Consider the following 18,019-nt stretch of genomic DNA (forward strand, 5'->3'; position numbering starts at 1 on the left):
TCAGGCGGCCGCCCGATCGGTCCCGCCCACACCGACGAGAGCCGGAGCCGCGTTCGGGGCGGCTGCGACACGGAGCGCCCAGTCGCGCGCCCAAGGGCGCTCCGCTCGCGCAGACGACGCGCCCGCCCCGGCCGCGGCGGCCTGCCGCATCCAGTTGCGGATCGGCGTCGTGAAGCCGGTCTTGGCGCGCCCCGTAATCCCCTGCGGCAGCGGCACGCGCGGCGCCGCGGCGAGATCGCCCTTGCCCGCCGGGCGTCCGGCCGCGGCCAGATAGGGCGCGATCGCGGCGAGGAGCACCGGGTCGACCAGCGGCGTGCGGACCTCGAGCGAATGGGCCATGGTCGCCCAGTCGGTGTCGCGCAGCAACTGGTTGCGCATGTAGAGCGTCGATTCGAGCGTCGCGACCCGGCCGTATGCGGTCCGTGGCGCGGGGGTGAGGGCCTGTCGCACGAGCGCGAGCGGCGCGAGCCGGCGCATGCCCCGCTCGACGATTTCGGGGGCGAGCAGGCCGTCGAGCTCCCACGGCATGAAGAGACCGCGGCGCAGCAGATAGGCCCCGGCATAGTCGCCGCCATATTCGAGCGCGCCCGCCGCCTTGGGGCCCAATCGGCCGATCGAGCCGCTGCGGCGCGCCACCTCCCGGACCGCACGGCCGAGGAAGGGGATCCGCGCCGGAACGGCCGCGCGGCGCACCCATTTGGGCAGGTCGGTGAAGGACGGATAGCCGCCGAACAGCTCGTCGCCGCCGAGGCCCGACAGGGCGACCTTGAGCCCGCGCTCGCGCGCCGCCTTGGCGACGAACCAACTGTTGATCCCGTCGATGGTCGGCTGATCCATCGCATCGAGAATGTGCGGGAGATCGGCTTCGAACTCGGCTCGGTCGACGATCCGCACGGTATGGCGCGCGCCGTAGACCCGCGCCACTTCGGCGGCGAGCGGCGCCTCGTCCTCTGGCCGCCCCCGGAATTCCGCGAAGGCGAGCGTCACGGTCTCGATCTCGTCCTGCCCCGCATCCCGCATCAGACCGAGCAGGGCTGCCGAATCGATTCCCGCCGAGAGGAACAGGCCGACCGGAACGTCCGCGACCAGATGATGCCGGACACTGTCGAGCAGCGCCTCGCGGATCGCCTCGCCCGCCGCGGAGGGGGGCACCCCGCGCCCGGACGCCTCTTCGGCAGCGCGATAGACCTCGGCGACCGAATGGTAACGGCGCGGCTCACCCGCACCGAGCCGGTCGACCAGCAGTGTCGCCCCGGCGGGAAGCGCCCGGATGCTCTCGTGGATGGTGAAGGGTTCGGGGACGCTGCCCCAGAGATAGAAGCCCACCCGGCCGGCGGGATCGAGATCGGCGGACACCGCGCCGCCGGCGATCAACGCCTTGACCTGGCTGGCGAAGCGGAAGGTCCAGCCGTCGTCGGCGTAATAGAGCGGCTTGATGCCGTAGGGGTCGCGGGCGAGAAAGAGCTGCCGGCGGCGCTCGTCCCAGATCGCGAAGGCGAACATGCCCCGCAACGCATCGACCATCGCGGCGCCCCGCTCCGCATAGAGATGGAGCAGCACTTCCGTGTCGGAACTCGTCCGGAACACGTGCCCTTTGGCGGTCAGCTCGGCCTTCAAGGCGCGATAATTGTAGATCTCGCCGTTGAAGACGATCCGTAGCGACCCGTCGTCATTCGCCATCGGCTGCAGGCCGCCGTCCGACAGATCGATGATCGACAGTCGCCGATGGCCGAAGCCGACGCGCCCGTCCTCGGAGCACCAGGCGTTCGCGCTGTCGGGCCCCCGCGCCGCCATCCGGTCGCGCGTGCGCAACAGTTCGGCCTCGCCGATCGGGTTCGCCGCATAGTGATAGGCGAAAATGCCGTTGATGCCGCACACGCTACGGCACCGATCGCAAGCGGCGATCGGCCCCGGCAAACAGGAGCTCGCCTCGACAGATCGACCCGGGCCGTTCGCCAACGTCCGCCCGGAGGTGGAAAGCCAAGATCGGGTTGGACGCGGAAGCGGTCACACCGCGACCCCGGCGATCCGACGGTGGGGAGCCGCTTCGAGCCGGCCGCGAATGAGATTCTCCCGGACAAAAAGCCGGTTTCCCTCAGCAGCAGCCGGTCCGGCCCGCCCGCTCACGATCTTCCTTTGAAACGGCTCGTAGCGGACCTCGACGAAGCCCGCCTGCGCGAGCTGCGACCGCATCGCAGCGTCGACCGTCTCGGCGATCACGGCGGCGAGACGATCGCCTTCGATCACGCGCCGCGCGCCGGCGAAAACAGAAGGCTCGTAGCCTTCCACGTCGATCTTGATCAGCAGGGGATCCTCGCCGGCGAGCAGCCGGTCGAGGGTGCGCAGCGGAACCTCGCGCGTCCCCGCCTCACCGGACCGTGCCACATGATTGGTCGTATCGTGCCCGGTCGTGAAGGAAACGGTCCCTTCATCCGCCCCGACCGCCGCCTCGACCACCGTCACCCGGTCCACCATCCGGTTGGCTTCGACGTTCCGCCGCAAGGCTTGCGCGGTGAGCGGATCCGGCTCGATGGCGATCGATCGCGCGCCGCAGACCGCGGAGGCGAGCACCGTGTAGCTGCCGACATTCGCTCCGACATCGACGAAAAGGTCGCCGGGACGGAGCAGATGGAGAAGAAAGGCCATGTCGGCGCATTCGTGCAGCCCGCAATAGAGATTGCCGGCCGCGCCCGTCATCCCCCGCCGGACGACCAGCTTCGCCCCCTCGATCCAGGAGACTTCGATCTCCTGCTGCAGGCGGCTGCGCAACTGCCAGCCGACGTAGCGACCAAGGGCAGCCACGGGTCGTCGCGCGGCGAGCGGATGGTCCAGGATGAACCGCAAGGTCGGGAACGGTGTACGCAAGGTCCTGAGCCGGTCCTAGCGTTCGCGGCGCGCCCGGGCTGGCCTCACGCGCGACCTCACGCCGGCACGCCCGCGGACAGCAGACGGTCGAAATAGCCGATCGTGTGGCGCAATCCGTCACGCAGCGCGACTTTCGGCTCCCAGCCGATCTGGTCGCGGGCGCGGGTGATGTCGGGCTGGCGCTGGCGCGGGTCGTCCTGGGGCAGTGGCATGAAGGTGAGCGTCGACGCCGAGCCGGTCATCTCGATCGCCAGTTCGGCGAGCTCGCGGATGGTGAACTCGCCCGGATTGCCGAGATTGACGGGACCGGTGACCGACCCGGGCGACCGCATCAGGCGGACGAAGCCCTCGATCAGGTCGTCGACATAGCAGAAGGAGCGGGTCTGGCTGCCGTCGCCATAGATCGTGATCGGCTCGCCCTTCAGCGCCTGCACGACGAAGTTCGAGACGACACGGCCGTCGTTCGGATGCATGCGCGGGCCGTAGGTGTTGAAGATGCGCGCGACCTTGATCTCGAGGCCGTGCTGCCGGTGATAGTCGAAGAACAGCGTCTCGGCGCAGCGCTTGCCCTCGTCATAGCAGGAGCGGGGGCCGATCGGGTTGACGTTGCCCCAGTAATCCTCGGTCTGCGGATGGACGAAGGGGTCGCCATAGACCTCCGAGGTCGAGGCCTGAAAGATCCGGCACTTCAAGCGCTTGGCGAGGCCCAGCATGTTGATGGCGCCGTGCACGCTCGTCTTCGTCGTCTGCACCGGGTCGTGCTGGTAGTGCACCGGCGAGGCGGGACAGGCGAGATTGTAGATCTCATCGACCTCGATATAGAGCGGGAAGGTGACGTCGTGGCGGACCAGCTCGAAGCGCGGGTGGCCGATCAGATGTTCGATGTTCTGCTTGCGGCCGGTGAAGAAGTTGTCGAGGCATATGACATCGTGGCCCTCGGCAATCAGCCGGTCGCAGAGATGCGAGCCGAGAAATCCGGCGCCGCCGGTGACGAGGACGGTGCGGCGGTTGGCAGCGAGAGCTTGATCGGCACGCGAGGACATTTCGGGATCCGGAGAACGGAGGACGGCTCAGCGCACGCCGTGGCCGGTCAACACTGTCCGGATGGTGCGCAGCGCGATCAGGAAGTCGAGCCAGGGGGAGAAGTATTTGATGTAGTAGAAGTCGTAATGTAGTTTCTCGGTCGCCGCGGCGACCTCGGCGACATTGCCCTGGTTGACCTGGGCCCAGCCGGTGATGCCCGGGCGGACGATGTGGCGGTAGCTGTAGAAGGGAATCGCCTGCTCGTAGCGGGTGGCGAGTTCGATCGATTCGGGGCGCGGCCCGATCCAGCTCATCTCGCCCTTCAGCACGTTGACGATCTGAGGCAGTTCGTCGATCCGATAGCGGCGCAGAACCCGACCGACCCGGGTAATGCGCGGATCGTCCGGCTCCGTGAACGCCTTGCCGCCGACCCCGTGCCGCATGGTCCGGAACTTCAGCATCGAGAAGTCATGGCCGCGATAGCCCGTCCGGCGCTGGCGGAAGAAGACCGGACCGCCATCCTCGAGCCGGATGGCGAGAGCGACGACGCCGAGGATCATCAGCGCCGATGGCATCATCGCCAATGCGGCGGCGACATCGAGCACGCGCTTGAGGCGGAGATAGAAGGAGGACGGCAGGAGCGAGCCGAATGTGTTCTCCGAGAGATGCTCGATCTGCACCCGTCCCGTGAAGAACTCGCGGATCTGCTTCGCATGATAGACCGGGATGCCCGCGAGCGCCGCGCGCGCCAGAAACTGCTCCCATTCCGGACTCATATCGGCTCGAAGATCGGCGACGATGCCATTGACGCCCTGCGGCAGGCTATCCGGCCGCAGGGCCGCGATCCAGTCGGCCCGGCGCAGATGCGAGAGGTCCGCGGTTTCGCCGAACGGCATCCACATCAGGCGGGGACGTCTGACGCGTCGCTCGACCATCAAGGCGACGCCGAACCAGCCGATCGCGAGAGCGAAACTCGCGAGGAACTGGAAGCGGGAATAATCGAACCGCGCGAAGAAGAAGACACCGACGACGAGGCCATAGGAGACGACGAAAGCCGGCAGCAAATAGGACAGCGCCCGCACGTCGGGATATTTGATCATCCGGCGGATCACATAGACGCTGAGCAGCATGGCGATCAGCGTACCGAGAATGGTGTTCCGCATGCCGCCGCTGCCGGAGAGAACGGCATCGAGATCCGTCCACATCAAAGCCGGGAAAACGACCGCGACCAGAACACCCCCCGCGAGCTGATAACGCAACCGGCCGAGAAGGCGCGACACGAGACCCGCGGCGCGGGAATCCCCCTGCAGCGCCGGTGCGGCCGGCAGCGCCATCGGTGCGTCTCTCAAAGCCATCATGCTCTTTGCCCACGCTACCGCAGTTCGGGTGACGAACCGTCATCCCGAGCGGGTAACCCAGAAGAGAGAGCGGCGCGAGGGGTCGCGCCGCAGGAACGTGCGGCCGTCAGGCGGCCGGAAGAAGGTTCACGTCGCGTGCCGAAACGGCGAGCTTCGTGTTCATGAGATCGAGAAGAACCTTCACCCGGCCCTTCTCGTCAAGCTCACAGAGTGTGCCGACCAAACCGGCGAACGGACCGGAGCCCAGTCGCACCGTCTGGCCGATGGCGAGCACGGGCTCGAGCACCAGCCTCCCGGTCTCGTCGGCCACAGACAGCAGAGACTCCATGACCGCCTGTGGAACGGCCCGCGGCCGCTCGCCGTCCATGATCAGGGTCGAGACGCCGAACGTCCCGTTGACGCTGCGCCACCGGTCGTGATCGAGCGACAGGCCGACGAAGAGATAACGCGGAAAGAAGGGCGCTTCCCGCGTGCGGAACTGGCGCGCATGCCGCACCGTCTTGCGCACCGTCGGAAGGAAGACGGGGAAGCCCTGCTGCCTCAGATTGATCGCCGCCCGAGACTCGCCGTGGGGTTGCGTATAGACGACATACCAGCGGGGAACCGATGCCTTGATCTCCCTGGACGTCATACTCTGCCACATCACGTCCGACCCGCCCGCCACTCAGCCGATCTCCGGGATCGACATATTCACCAGTACAGCTTCGCAGTCCAGTCGCGCCGTGCACAAGAGGGGCGGGTAACCCGATCAACGCTTGCACCCGGCTTCGACGGGACCAACGGTCGAATCGAACATCGCTGTTGCAGCGCGGCGACAGTCGGGCGCGCGATTCTCGGCGGTGCAGCGCAACGCAGAATGGCAGAGCGCGATAAGCGTCGTTTCCCTTTGCATCATAACGCTTTTCCGCTACGGATGCGGCAGGCGGCGCGGCGTCCGGCCGCGGCCGTTCGGGCTGCACAGGGGGTGCCTCGCTTGCCTTGCCAGGCCGGATGGGCGAAGATGCGGCATGGAGCAATCCGGAGCTTCGGGGGTTTCCGTGATGCGGATGTCGATCATCGTCGCGCTGGCCATGAGCATGGGTCTGCCGAGTGCAGCCTTTGCGCAGGCACAGTGCTCGAGCCTGGTGAGCGGTGGCGCCTGCACCTGCGCTAAGCCCTTCGTGCCGGACATTCCGGTGGCGGAGCTCAGCAATGTCGCGGGCGGTGTGCAGGTGACCGGTCGCGAGGGACTGACACCGACCACCAGCTTGACGCAGCTCTATGTCGGCGATCGGGTGGTGATCCGTAATGGTGGCAGCGCGAGCTTCTACTTCGGCTCCTCCTGCAGCGGCCCGTTGGCGCCGAACACCTCGGTCTCCTTGAGCGCTGTCGGCAGTTGCGCCTGTATCAAGGTCGAGCAGCCGCGGGCGGCCATCCGTCCGGCCCCGGCGAACGCCACTCCGGCGGCCGTGCCGCCGCCGGCAACCAGCACGACGACCGGCTCGTCGTCTGCGGCCGGCATCGCCACCGCGCTCGCCGCGGTCGGTGTGGTGGGTGGCGGCGTCGCGGGCGCCCTCTTCCTGATCGGCGGCGGCGGCGGCGACGACGAAGAGCCGGTAAGTGCCGAGTGAGGCCGGCTTTGCCGCGCCTCTCATTCTCCGCCGCAATGCGGGCTGGTCGCCACGGCGGTCCTCGCGTCGCGATCCTCTGATCTCACTCGATCTGTTGCGCTGGCCGCCCCTCACCTGGGGCGTGGCGCTTCTGCTGTGTCTGTCGGTCCTGCTCGGCGGCGGCGCCCGTCAGGGACTGTGGTCCGATGCGATCCTCCAGATCTACAGCCTCCTGCTGATCACGGCCTTTGTCGCCGCAGGCCGTCGGCCGCTCGGTATCGGTCCGTTGCCGGGTGCGCTGTTGGTCGGTCTCGTCGGGCTGCCGCTCATCCAGCTCGTGCCCATGCCGCCCATGCTCTGGACGCTGCTGCCGGAGCGCGCTCAGATCGCGGCGGATCTCCGGCTGGCCGGCGTCGACCTCCCCTGGCTGCCGGTCAGTCTCAGCCCGGAACGGACCTGGCGCGCCGCCCTCTCCCTGCTGCCGGCGGTCGCGATGGTTCTGGCGACATCGGCGCTCGACCGCCGGAGCCGCCGTGCCGTCAGCGTGCTCATCGTCGCGCTCGCGATGGCGAGCGTGCTGGCGGGTCTCGCCCAGCTCGCACAGGGGCCGGGCAGCGCGCTCCGCTTCCATCCGATGGCGGCACAGAGCGTCGGCTTCTTCGCCAACCGGAACCACTATGCGGCGCTGCTGTGTTGCGCCATTCCGGTGACCGCCGCCTGGCTCGCCGTCACCGTGCTCGACCGCCGACCGGAACGGCTGTTCGTCCTCTCGATCAGCGTCGTCGTCTACGCCTCGCTGTTGGTCGGCCTCGCTGCGGCGCAATCGCGCGCCGGTATCTTTCTCGGACTTCTCGCCGGCATCGGCAGCCTGGGGCTGGCGCTGGTCCATGGGCGGCGCTTCGCCCGTTTCGGCGTTGCGGTGATCGGCGGGGCCTGGCTGCTCGGCCTCGGGCTCATCGTGCAATATGCCGTGCTCGGCTTCCTGGACCGCTTCGGATCGGATCTCTTCGATGACTTTCGCCTCGCCATCGCCGGCGTGACGACGCGCGCCCTCGCCGCCTTCCTCCCCGTCGGCAGCGGGATCGGCACATTCGACGGCGTCTATCGCATGTTCGAGACGCCGAACGTCCTGCTCGAATCCTACGTCAACCATGCGCACAATGAGTGGCTCGAACTGGCGCTCGAAGGCGGCATCCCCGCGATCGCGCTGCTCGCGCTCTTCCTCGTCTGGTTCGGCGCGGCGAGCATCCGGATCTGGCGACTGACCGAGGCCGATGCGCCGCGCATCGATCTCGCCGTCGCGCGGGCCGCATCGATCGTCGTCACGCTCCTCGCGCTTCATTCGGCGGTCGACTATCCTTTGCGGACCTCGGCCTTGATGGTCGTCTTCGCCTGGGCCTGCGTGATTCTCGCCGATCCGACCGGGCCTGCCGACGCTTCGGCCGGCGGAAGCGGGCCGCGGCGACATCGGAGGCCTCGCTCCACGGTGGCCGCGGAGCGGACCACCCAGCAGCCGGCCGGCGATCAGCTTCCTCGCGACGGGAGAGCGACCCGCTCGACCACCAGATCGTCATAGGCGGCGATCCCCTTCACCTCCTGATCGAGCGTCGCCTTGACCGCGAGTTCGAGGCGCAGGCTCTGCGCCGTGCACCCCTCCTGCGGCACGTCGAAGAGAATCTCGAACGAGCGCCACGACACGGTGCCGACAAGCAGCGGCGTCGCCGCGATCTCGCGACGGTCGCCGTCGGCGCAGACGATGTGCCAGGCGAGGCCCCGTTCGGTGACGAGACCGTCGGCCATTTCGCGGCCGGTGAGGCGGTAGGAGCCCGGCGGCAGCAGGAGGAGCTTGCCGACCTGGCGATACGGCACCCGTGTCCCGGCGAACTCGACCCGCAGGACATGGTTGCCGTCCGCCTCCTCGACCCGCCCCGTCGCGGCACCGCGAATCTCGCCGATGGTCCAGTCGAAGGGCTGGCCGCTGATCGGGGCTTCGAAATCGCCGTTCTGGATGTAGCGCCAATCGGGCTGCTGATCCTGTGGAAGGAAAGACAGCCAGGCGAGGAAAGCGACCTGATAGCGGCCGGCGCCGATGAACCGGTCGAGGACCATGCGGATCTCGGTTCCGCTCGGCGCTGTGCCGCGCGCCCCGATCGCCTGCAGGAGGCCGAAAAGCCGCTCGGGCGGCGCCTTGGCGCCGACATCGCCGAGAAAGGTCGCGCGCCAGGGCGGATTCGCGACGAGGAGATCGACGAGGCCCGGCTCCGCCTTCGGATCACCGAGAAAGGGCAGAAGAACCTCGGTTACCGGCGCGCGCAGCCGCGGATTGGTGCGCAGCAGCGCATCCGCATGAGCGAGCGCATCGGAATAGCGGCCGAGCGCCACCTCGCGCCGCAGCAACCACATCTCCGCCAGCGGATCGCGCCGCGACCGGCGGGCCGCGACCTCGATGAGCGCCTCGGCCCGGGCCTCGTCGCCGCCGAGATCCGCGGCGATCGCGAGGCTCTGCCAGGCGGACCGTTCGAGCGGGTCGGCCAACAGGGCGGCGCGGGCGTCCTCGGCGATCCCCTCCAGCGAGCTCCGTTCCGCATCCCCTTGGGCGAGCGCGCCGGAGGCGAGCCGCGCATGGGCTTCGCTGTCGTTCGGCCGCCAGGCGAGCGCCGCCTCGGGGGCGACGCGGACCAGCGTATCGGCGGCGGTGTTGTGAACGATCTCCCAGGCGAGCCAGGCGGAGAGAAGGAGCGTCGCCCCGCCGAGCAGCCAAGCGCGCGGCGACCGCGATCGGCGCGTGGCGCGGGAATGCCGGGAACGGGACGAGCGCGGCATGGCGTGATCGACCTCATGCGGTGGGGAGAGGCGGCCCCCGCCGCCCTCCCCGCTTGACCTGTGTGCGCCGGCGCGGGCCACCGGCGGACCCGCGCGACCAACCGCGCCAAGCGCCCGCGCCGCTCAAGGGGTCACGGCGAGCGCCTCGGCCACGCGGCTCCACTGCGAGGCGCCGAGCGAGAGCAGCCCGCACATCGCGACGAACAGCGCCGCGGCGGCGAAGAGACGCCTATGGCCGCGGCGGCTGCGGAATTCGACCGGCCGCGCCACCCAGGGGATGCGCGGCGCGTCACGAGACAGCCGACGGGACCGGAAGCCACCGGGACGGGCCGGTCGTTCGGCCCGCTCCGGCGGCAGGGTGCGGTCGTAGAGCACCCGCCGCTCCGGCGATTTGAGCGCCTGCCATGCGGCCGTGATCCGCTCCACCGAAGCGGTCTCCCATCCATCCGCCACACGATCGGGATGCAGCCATTTCATGAGCCAGGTCATATGGTCGCGCAATTCGCGCTGCGAGGCCGAGCGGACGGCGCCGAGCACGCGGTAATGATCGGCCTGCGGATGCATGACGACGGTCTGCAAATAGAGCACGGCGGCCTCGCGGATCATCCGCGGCGGGACCTGCCGCAGAGCGGCCTGCCGCGCCGCCTCTTCCTCGCTCGCAGCCGTCTTGATCGCGACCAGAACGTCGGGCGGCAGCGGACGGCGCCGCATCACGCCGGCGAGCAGGGGCGATCCGAGCAGCGCGAGCGCTTCCTCAAGCGCTTGCCGCGGCACGGTCCTGTCCGATCTGCTGCTTCGCATCGCCCTCCACCGCGCCGCCCTTCCTGTCGGCGCCGTAGCCATAATAGCTGTCGTCGCCATAGCCATAGCCGTAGCCGTATCCATAGCCGTAGCCATAGGACTGGGACGAGGTGTCGAGCTTGTTGATCACCGCGCCGACGACATGCGCACGGGCGAACAGGAGGCGCTTCAGAGCGGCCTTGGCAATTCCCTTGCGGGTGTTGCCGGCATCGACGACGAGAAGCGTTGCGGAGGCGATGCTCGAGAGGAGCGGCGCATCGGCGAGACCGACCACCGGCGGCCCGTCGACCAGCACGAGATCGAACTTCTGCGTCGCGATCGACAGCAGCGACAGCATCTTCGAACTGGCCAGCAGTTCCGCGGGATTGGGCGGCGTCGGCCCGCAGGCCATGAAGGTCAGCCCCTCGACCTCGGAACGCTGGAAAGCCTCGGGCGGCATGGTCGCACCGGCGAGGTAGTTGGTGAGGCCCTGGCTGTTCGAGAGCTTCAGATACTCGTGCAGCGTCGGCCGCCTGAGGTCGGCGTCGATCAGAAGCACGCGCAGCCCCAGTTGCGCGAAATTCCTCGCCAACATCATCGTCGTGGTCGACTTGCCCTCGGCCGGCCGCGAACTGGTGACGAAGAGACATTTCGGCACGCCGTCCGAGGTCGAGAACTGCAGCGTCGTGCGCAGCGAGCGATAGGCCTCGGCCATCGAGGAGTGCTTGTCCTGCAGCGCGTCCGCCACATCGACCCCCTTCTGCGCGAGCGGAATGATGCCGAGCAGGGGCAGGCCGAGCGTCTCCTCGAGATCCTCGGGCGATTTGAAGGTGTCGTCGAACTGCTCGCGCAGGAAGGCGAGTCCGGCCCCCGCGGCGAGCCCGAAGAACAGCGCCATCATCAGATTGCGCTTGAGATTCGGCTTGTAGGGTCCCCAAGGCGTCTGCGCCCGGTCGACGATCGAGATGTTGTTGGTACCGACGCCGCCGGCGACGCCGATCTCCTTGTAACGCTGCAGGAGGCCGTCATAGAGAGACCGGTTGGTGTCCACCTCGCGCTGCAAGATCGCGTATTGGATGTTGCGATTACGGAAGTCGGTGACCTGTGCACCGAGTTGGTCGACCAGTTCCTTGAACTTCTTTTCCTGCTCGACGGCCGTCTCGTACTGCGCCTTGATGGACTTCTTGACCTGCTCGATCTCTTCGGTCACCTGCCGGTCGATCTCGTCGATCTGCGCCTTCAGCTGCCGCATCTCTGGGAAACCCGGCTTATAGATGCTGAGCTTCTCGCTATAGTCGGCCGCGAGATTGAGTTGTTTCGCCCGAAGTCCGGAGATGGCCGCATTGTCGCGAACCTGCGGCAGGCTCTCCGCCCCCTCGTTCTCCACCTGCTTCCAGAGCAACTCGGCCCGCACCCGCTCGGTGGTCGCCGCCGAAAGCTGGCTGTTGGCATTGGAGAGATTCGACATGGTCAGCGTCTGATTGCCGGCCTCCCCGGCCGAGATGATGCCTTGCGATTCGGCATAGGCGACCAGCTCGCGCTCCGAGTCCTCCAGCTTGACCTTCAACTGCTGCAGCCGCTCTTCGAGGAACTCGCGCGCATAGCCCGTCGATTCGTAGCGGCGGTCGAGATTCATCGCGATGTAGGCGTCGGCATAACCGTTGACGACCTTGGCGGCGAGGACCGGATCCGGGCTGTCGAAGCTCAGTCGAACGATCGTCGAATTGTTGATCGGCGAAACGGAGAAGCCCCCCATCACACGGCCGACCGCGGCGCCTTGGCGGGAAGCGAGGTCGGCGTTCATCGGGCTCGCCGGGCCATTGCTGAAGATCAGCCGCCGCAGCCGGACCGAGGGGGGCACGACGTCCGCCGTCAGGAATTTCTCGTCGTCCTGCAGGCCGAGATCCTTGACGACCCGCTCGGCGAGCGCACGGCTCCGCAGCAATTCGTACTGCGTCTGATAGAACTCCGCGCTTCGCGTATCCGCCTGCTCGACCCCCTCCACATTGACGAACTTGTCGACATCGCGGTTGATCTGGATCGTCATGCTCGCCTGGTAGACCGGCGTCGTCAGAAGCGTCAGCACCACGCCGCAAAGCGCCGACAGCACCGCGCAGCCGACGAGCAGCCAGCGATGCTTGTAGACGAGCCAGAAATATTTGCGCAGGTCGATGCCGCCCTCTTCCTGCGGCGGCTCGTCATAGGCGGAGGCCGGCACAAAAGGCGCGGCAGCGTACGAATCCCGCGCCCTCAGCGCGCCCCTCGGCAGCGTGGCCGGCAGGCGCCCGTCGTCTCGATGGTCATGATGGGGCCGACCGCCACGGCCGACCGGCGGCTCGCCACCGCCGCCCGCCCCACTCCACGTGCCTTCGCTCGCCCAATCTTCCGCGGAGTCGTCCTCATGGCCAGCACTCGGCCCCGCCCCGCCTGAGCCCGGTGCACGCCTGTCGGCCGGCTGCTCTTTCGCCCCGGCGTCTGGACGACCGCCCGACCGATGCGGAAGCCGACGCTCGAAGTTCGGATCGTTCATGAGCTCGTCCCCACCGCGCGCCGGAGGCGCTCACCCATCCCGCATCAGGCGTTCAGATCAGCGGCGCGAAGAAGCCGAACACCGGCAGCGCCGCACGCAACCCCGAGAAGGCGGCCCGCAGGCCGGAGCGATCGACCTTGACGAGATCGCCCGCCAACAGGACCGGATCCTGCGCCCTGCCGCTGCTGATCGCATCATAGTCGAACTTCGCCACTTGCGCCTGCCCGTTGGCCCGCCGCAGCACGACGATGCCGCTCGGATCGGCGGTGGCGAGATCGATGCCGCCGGCAGTGACCAGCGCCTGCAGGAGGGTCATCTTGCCTTTGACCGGATAGACGCCCGGGCTCTTCACGGCCCCGTCGACGATCACGGTCTGGGTCAGCGCCTCCTTGACCGACACCGTCACCTGGGGCGACTGCAGATAATCGGCCTGGAGCTTGGTCGTGATCTCCTGCTCGAGCTGGCGCGCGGTCTTGCCGGCCGCCTGAAGCTGGCCGATCAGCGGCAGCACGATCGTGCCGCTCGAACTGACATCCACAGAGCGGGACAGGTCGGCGACCTGGAAGACGTTGATGTCGATGACGTCATAGGGCTGGATGACGTAGTCGGTCTGCGGTGCGGCGGCGAGCAGGCCAGACGCCGCCGCCATCGGGACGCCCGCGGCCGCGGCCGCACCGGCCGGCCGAGCCGCCGTTGGCGCCTGGGCCGGCGCGGCGCCGCTCGTCGTCATGGCGGCGCTCGGCGAATCGGCGTCGCGGTCCACCGGCACACAGCCCGCCAGGCCGACCACGGCGAGCAACAGCAGAACGCAGAACCTCAACACACGCTTCTCCGCCGCTCAAAAAGGCCAGAAGGGATGACGTCGCCCCCCTCTCTCGCCGTTCCCCGCCATGTTCGGCACCTCGCCGTGCACCGATCGCGGCCTGATATCATCCGGCGACCGATTCTCGAGCACCCATCGGGGATTGCGCAAGACGAGGTCGAGCGCGAGGTCCTCACCGAACAGAGCCGCGATCCGATCGCGCCCCCGCGCCAGATCAGGCGGACGCCGGTCGACATTATGCGCGTCCGTCGCGAGAAAATCGACAAATCCCTCGTCGAGCATGCGCTCGCTCCAGTATTGCGGCCGACCGCCGAAACGGCCGATCACGGATCCCGAGGTGAGTTGCATCAGAACGCCCGCCTCGGCGAGCCGCCGGATCACGCCATAGCGCGATTCGATCCATTTCAGCCGCTCGGGATGGGTCAGAATCGGCGCATAGCCGGCCTGGATGAGCTCGAAGGTCAGTTCCTCGAAGCGCGGCGGCAGAACATCGTGCGGCGGCTCGAGCAGGAGATAGCGCGACCCGCCGAGCGTCGGCACCTCGCCCCGCTTGAGCCGGGCGGCGAGGTGCGGCGTGGCGTGCAGGTCGCCGCCCATCACCAGATCGATGAAGATGTCCTCCTGCCGCAGCCGCTCCGCGAGATCGGCCATCGCCCGGCGGGCGGCCGCAAGCGCCGTGTCGTAGACACCCGGCATGAAATGCGGCGTGCAGGCGAGGACGATCGTGCCTTCCGCGGCGGCGAGGCGCGCCATCTCGACCGACGCCGCGCAATCCGGCGCGCCGTCGTCGAGGCCTGCGAGAATATGGCAATGGAGATCGATCAAATCCAACGCACCTTCGGCCCGACCATGACGTAGCCGAATTCTGCGTCCGTCGCGAGTCGCGAGATGCCCTGCACGCGACGTTGCGTCCGCCATGGCCGATGAGCCCGCCCGCCACAGCCCGCCGATCCCACCCGCCGATCCCACCCGCCTCATGGGGAAGCGCCCGGAGAAGTCGGCCGCCCCGGCTCGAGATGGGCCATCGGGCCGGCTCCCGGGCGGTTTATCGGGCGCCGAGCGACCGCTGTGGCCTCAGGCCCACACCGCGTCGGCGATCATCGTCGCCTCGCCCGAGGCCCGCGCCGTCCACAGCCGGAGACCGTCCGCCGTCTCGGCGGCGGCGACAGAGAAGTCCGCACCGTCGAAGAGCGGGTTCACGCCACGGAAGGAAAACGAGGCGGGCGGCCGTTCCTTGACCCGGCCGGCAAGGCGCAGGAGCAGCGTCGCCTGGAGCGGGCCGTGCACGACGAGGCCCTCATAACCCTCAACCTCCATGGCATAGCGCCGGTCGTAGTGGATGCGGTGGCCGTTGAAGGTGAGCGCCGAGTAGCGGAACAGGAGGACGGGGTCGGCGGTGACGCTCTCCCGCCATTGCGGCGCCGGCGTCTCGACCGGCGCCGTCCGCGCCGGGCCGGTGGCGGCGTCCCGGTAGACGATGTCGTGCCTCTCCTCGACCGCGAGGCCGCGCGATGTCACATATTCGTGATCGACGGCGACGAAGCAGAGCGAGCCGCTGCGGCCCGCCTTCACCGTCACGTCGGCGATGCGGGACCGGCGCTCGACGCGGTCCCCGACGAGAATGGGCGCGTGGAAGCGAAGCGAGCCGCCCGCCCACATCCGCCGCGGCAAGGGCACGGGCGGCAGGAAGCCGCCGCGCGCCGGATGACCGTCCGGACCGATCTCGGCGGCCGCCACGATCGGCGGGGCGAGGCACCACTGGATCGCCGGCGGCGCGCGGTCGCCCTCGGCGAGCGGCGCGTCGCCCAGCGTCGCCTGCAGCCCGTTTGCGAGCCGAACGGTGACGAGATCCGCCGCCGTCTCGGTGCGGCCGATCCAGGAGCGCAGGTGGTCGAGGTCGATTTCCATGGTCCTTCCCCGCGAATTGATAACTACGCCGCGAACTCGGACCGCAGGGCGGCCGTATGGGCGCCGAGCGCCGGCACGGCGCCGCCGCGGATCTCGCGCCGGAGCGGCGAAGCGACGCCCTGCATGGTGCCGCCCGGCGTCTCGACGGCGATCCGGCGGAGCGCGGGATGGTGGGAGAGGTCCGCGACCGTCGAGACGTTCGACCAGGCGAGCGCGTTCGCCTCCAGCCGGGCGATCAGTTCGGCCCGTGTGAGGGCGCCGAAGACACCCGCCATGATCGCCTCGAGGGCCGGCCGGTTGGCGACCCGCGACGGGTTGTCGAGGAAGCGCGGATCGTCGGCGAGGTCGGCCCGGCCGAGTGCGCCCGAGCAGAAGCGGCGCCACTCCGCCGGGTTCTGCACCACCACGACGAGCTCGCCGTCCGAACAGGCGACGCGGCCATAGGGCCAGATCGCGGCATGCGACAGGCCGGCGCGCGGCGTCGCCTTGCCGGCATAGTCGTGGTGCAGCAGCGGCACGCTCATCAGATCCGCCATCGCGTCGAACATCGCGATCTCGATCGCCTTGCCCCGGCCGGTGATCGACCGCTCGATCAGCGCCTCGAGCACGGCGGCGTGCGCCGTCGCGCCGGCCGTCACATCGGCGATCGAAACGCCGACCTTGACCGGCTCGTCGGCCGTGCCGGTGACGGCGCAGACGCCGCTCTCGGCCTGGATCAGCATGTCGTAGGCGCGCATGTCGCGATAGGCGGTGTCCTGTCCGTAGCCGACGATGTCGACGGCGATCAGCCGCGGATAGCGGGCGACCAGATCGGCGGACCCGAGACCGAGCCGCGCCGTGGCGCCGGGCACGAAGTTCTGCACGAAGACGTCGGCGCGGGCGACCATCCGCTCGAGCAGCGCCCGGTCCTCGCCATCCTTGACGTCGAGGACGATGCTCTCCTTGCCGCGGTTCAGCCAGGCGAAATAGGCGCTCGTCCCCATCACCGCCTTGTCGTAATGGCGCGCCGTCTCGCCCTCGGCCCGCTCGATCTTGATCACCCGCGCCCCGGCATCGGCGAGCCGGACGGTGCAGGTCGGCGCGGCGACCGCCTGCTCCATGGCGACGACCAGCAATCCCTCGAGCGGCAGCATGGCGGCGGGCCTCAATAGGAACGCGGCAGGCCGAGCACGTGCTCGGAGAGATAAGAGAGAATGAGATTGGTCGAGATCGGCGCGACCTGATAGAGCCGCGTCTCGCGGAACTTCCGCTCGACATCGTATTCCTCGGCGAAACCGAAGCCGCCATGGGTCTGGACGCAGGCCTCGGCCGCCGCCCATGAGGCGTCGGCGGCGAGCATCTTCGCCATGTTCGCCTCGGCGCCGCAATCCTTGCCGGCCTCGAAGCGGCCGGCCGCCTCGCGCACCATCAGCTCGGCGGCGCGCATCTGCGCATAGGCTTTGGCGATCGGGAACTGCACGCCCTGGTTCTGGCCGATCGGCCGGCCGAACACGACGCGCTCCGTGGCGTAGGTCGACGCCTTCTCGATGAACCACTTCGCATCGCCGACGCATTCCGCGGCGATCAGGATGCGCTCGGCGTTCATGCCGGAGAGGATGTAGCGGAAGCCCCTCCCCTCCTCGCCGACGAGGTTCTCGGCCGGAACGCGGACATTGTCGAAGAACACCTCGGTGGTGCCGTGGTTCATCATGGTGCGGATCGGCTTGATCGTCATGCCGGCCCGCCGCGCCTCGGCCATGTCGACGAGGAAGACGGAGAGCCCGTCCGTCCGCTTCGCCACCTCCTCCTTCGGCGTGGTGCGGGCGAGCAGCAGCATCAGGTCGGAATGCTCGGCGCGCGAGGTCCAGACCTTCTGGCCATTGACGACGTAATGGTCGCCCTCGCGGCGGGCGAAGGTCTTGATCGAGGAGGTGTCGGTGCCGCTCGTCGGCTCGGTAACGCCGAAGGCCTGCAGCCGCAGCGCGCCCGACGCGATCTGCGGCAGCCAGCGCTCCTTCTGCGCGGCGCTGCCGTGCCGCAGCAGCGCGCCCATGATATACATCTGCGCGTGGCAGGCCGCACCGTTCGCGCCGGCATGCTGGATTTCCTCGAGGATCGCCGCGGCGGCGGAGAGCGGCAGGCCGGCCCCGCCATATTCCTCGGGAATCAGAACGGAGAGATAGCCGGCCTCCGAGAGCGCCGCGACGAAGTCCGTCGGATAGGCGCCCTCGCGGTCGAGCCGGCGCCAGTATTCGCCGGGGAAATCGGCGCAGAGCCGGCGGACGCTTTCGCGGATCTGGCGGATCTCGTCGCCCTGGTCGAGGTCGTCGATCGTCGTCAT

At 68.7% G+C, this 18,019-nt stretch carries 15 protein-coding genes; 2 read left to right on the forward strand and 13 right to left on the reverse strand.

What is annotated here, in order from left to right; all coding sequences use genetic code 11:
* The 5 genes from asnB to nusG form a co-directional block, all read right to left on the reverse strand.
* The gene (asnB, locus tag GGQ63_RS04675; protein ID WP_183853066.1) at positions 1-1,878 is read right to left on the reverse strand and encodes an asparagine synthase (glutamine-hydrolyzing); all 1,878 of its coding nucleotides are present in this window, start codon (positions 1,876-1,878) and stop codon (positions 1-3) included.
* Positions 1,879-2,007: 129 nt separating this feature from the next.
* Positions 2,008-2,802 carry an FkbM family methyltransferase gene (locus GGQ63_RS04680; protein WP_183853068.1) on the reverse strand — a complete coding sequence of 265 codons (795 nt, stop codon included), beginning with the start codon at positions 2,800-2,802 and terminating at the stop codon, positions 2,008-2,010.
* A 119-nt stretch (positions 2,803-2,921) separates the two neighbouring features.
* Positions 2,922-3,908, reverse strand: a complete 987-nt coding sequence (locus tag GGQ63_RS04685; protein ID WP_183853070.1) for a UDP-glucuronic acid decarboxylase family protein — start codon at positions 3,906-3,908, stop codon at positions 2,922-2,924.
* Positions 3,909-3,935: 27 nt separating this feature from the next.
* Complete coding sequence (locus tag GGQ63_RS04690; RefSeq protein WP_246429618.1) at positions 3,936-5,246, reverse strand: sugar transferase; 1,311 nt, start codon at positions 5,244-5,246, stop codon at positions 3,936-3,938.
* A gap of 106 nt (positions 5,247-5,352) precedes the next feature.
* On the reverse strand, positions 5,353-5,910 hold the full coding sequence (gene nusG / locus GGQ63_RS04695) for a transcription termination/antitermination NusG family protein (RefSeq protein WP_183853072.1): 558 nt from the start codon (positions 5,908-5,910) through the stop codon (positions 5,353-5,355).
* Between the two features lie 343 nt (positions 5,911-6,253).
* Here nusG and GGQ63_RS04700 point away from each other — a divergent pair, with 343 nt between their 5' ends.
* Together GGQ63_RS04700 and GGQ63_RS04705 are read left to right on the forward strand one after the other, a co-directional pair.
* The gene (locus tag GGQ63_RS04700; protein WP_183853074.1) at positions 6,254-6,856 is read left to right on the forward strand and encodes a hypothetical protein; all 603 of its coding nucleotides are present in this window, start codon (positions 6,254-6,256) and stop codon (positions 6,854-6,856) included.
* A gap of 94 nt (positions 6,857-6,950) precedes the next feature.
* Complete coding sequence (locus tag GGQ63_RS04705) at positions 6,951-8,411, forward strand: O-antigen ligase family protein (RefSeq protein ID WP_183853076.1); 1,461 nt, start codon at positions 6,951-6,953, stop codon at positions 8,409-8,411.
* On the opposite strand, the gene GGQ63_RS04710 is transcribed toward GGQ63_RS04705, so the two are convergent.
* The 8 genes from GGQ63_RS04710 to GGQ63_RS04745 all read right to left on the reverse strand — a co-directional run bounded on the left by GGQ63_RS04710 (position 8,360) and on the right by GGQ63_RS04745 (position 18,019).
* On the reverse strand, positions 8,360-9,658 hold the full coding sequence (locus GGQ63_RS04710) for a tetratricopeptide repeat protein (RefSeq protein ID WP_183853078.1): 1,299 nt from the start codon (positions 9,656-9,658) through the stop codon (positions 8,360-8,362). The genes GGQ63_RS04705 and GGQ63_RS04710 overlap by 52 nt on opposite strands.
* A 123-nt stretch (positions 9,659-9,781) precedes the next feature.
* Positions 9,782-10,432 (reverse strand): DnaJ domain-containing protein, encoded by a 651-nt coding sequence (locus tag GGQ63_RS21955; RefSeq protein WP_183853080.1) that lies wholly within the window; start codon positions 10,430-10,432, stop codon positions 9,782-9,784.
* Positions 10,413-12,656 carry a polysaccharide biosynthesis tyrosine autokinase gene (locus tag GGQ63_RS04720; RefSeq protein ID WP_183853082.1) on the reverse strand — a complete coding sequence of 748 codons (2,244 nt, stop codon included), beginning with the start codon at positions 12,654-12,656 and terminating at the stop codon, positions 10,413-10,415. Before GGQ63_RS04720 ends, GGQ63_RS21955 begins: the two co-directional genes overlap by 20 nt.
* Positions 12,657-13,020: 364 nt before the next feature.
* Entirely contained in the window at positions 13,021-13,788 is a 768-nt protein-coding gene (locus GGQ63_RS04725) for a polysaccharide biosynthesis/export family protein (protein WP_183853084.1), read from the reverse strand.
* A gap of 18 nt (positions 13,789-13,806) precedes the next feature.
* Positions 13,807-14,622 carry a tyrosine-protein phosphatase gene (locus tag GGQ63_RS04730; protein WP_183853086.1) on the reverse strand — a complete coding sequence of 272 codons (816 nt, stop codon included), beginning with the start codon at positions 14,620-14,622 and terminating at the stop codon, positions 13,807-13,809.
* A 243-nt stretch (positions 14,623-14,865) separates the two neighbouring features.
* Positions 14,866-15,699, reverse strand: coding sequence for an HTD2 family dehydratase (locus GGQ63_RS04735; RefSeq protein WP_183853088.1), 834 nt, complete (start codon positions 15,697-15,699; stop codon positions 14,866-14,868).
* 23 nt (positions 15,700-15,722) lie between these two features.
* On the reverse strand, positions 15,723-16,832 hold the full coding sequence (locus GGQ63_RS04740) for a CaiB/BaiF CoA transferase family protein (RefSeq protein WP_183853090.1): 1,110 nt from the start codon (positions 16,830-16,832) through the stop codon (positions 15,723-15,725).
* Between the two features lie 11 nt (positions 16,833-16,843).
* Entirely contained in the window at positions 16,844-18,019 is a 1,176-nt protein-coding gene (locus GGQ63_RS04745; protein WP_183853092.1) for an acyl-CoA dehydrogenase family protein, read from the reverse strand.

The sequence above is a fragment of the Prosthecomicrobium pneumaticum genome (assembly GCF_014199915.1).
GTDB classification, from domain to species: domain Bacteria; phylum Pseudomonadota; class Alphaproteobacteria; order Rhizobiales; family Kaistiaceae; genus Prosthecomicrobium; species Prosthecomicrobium pneumaticum.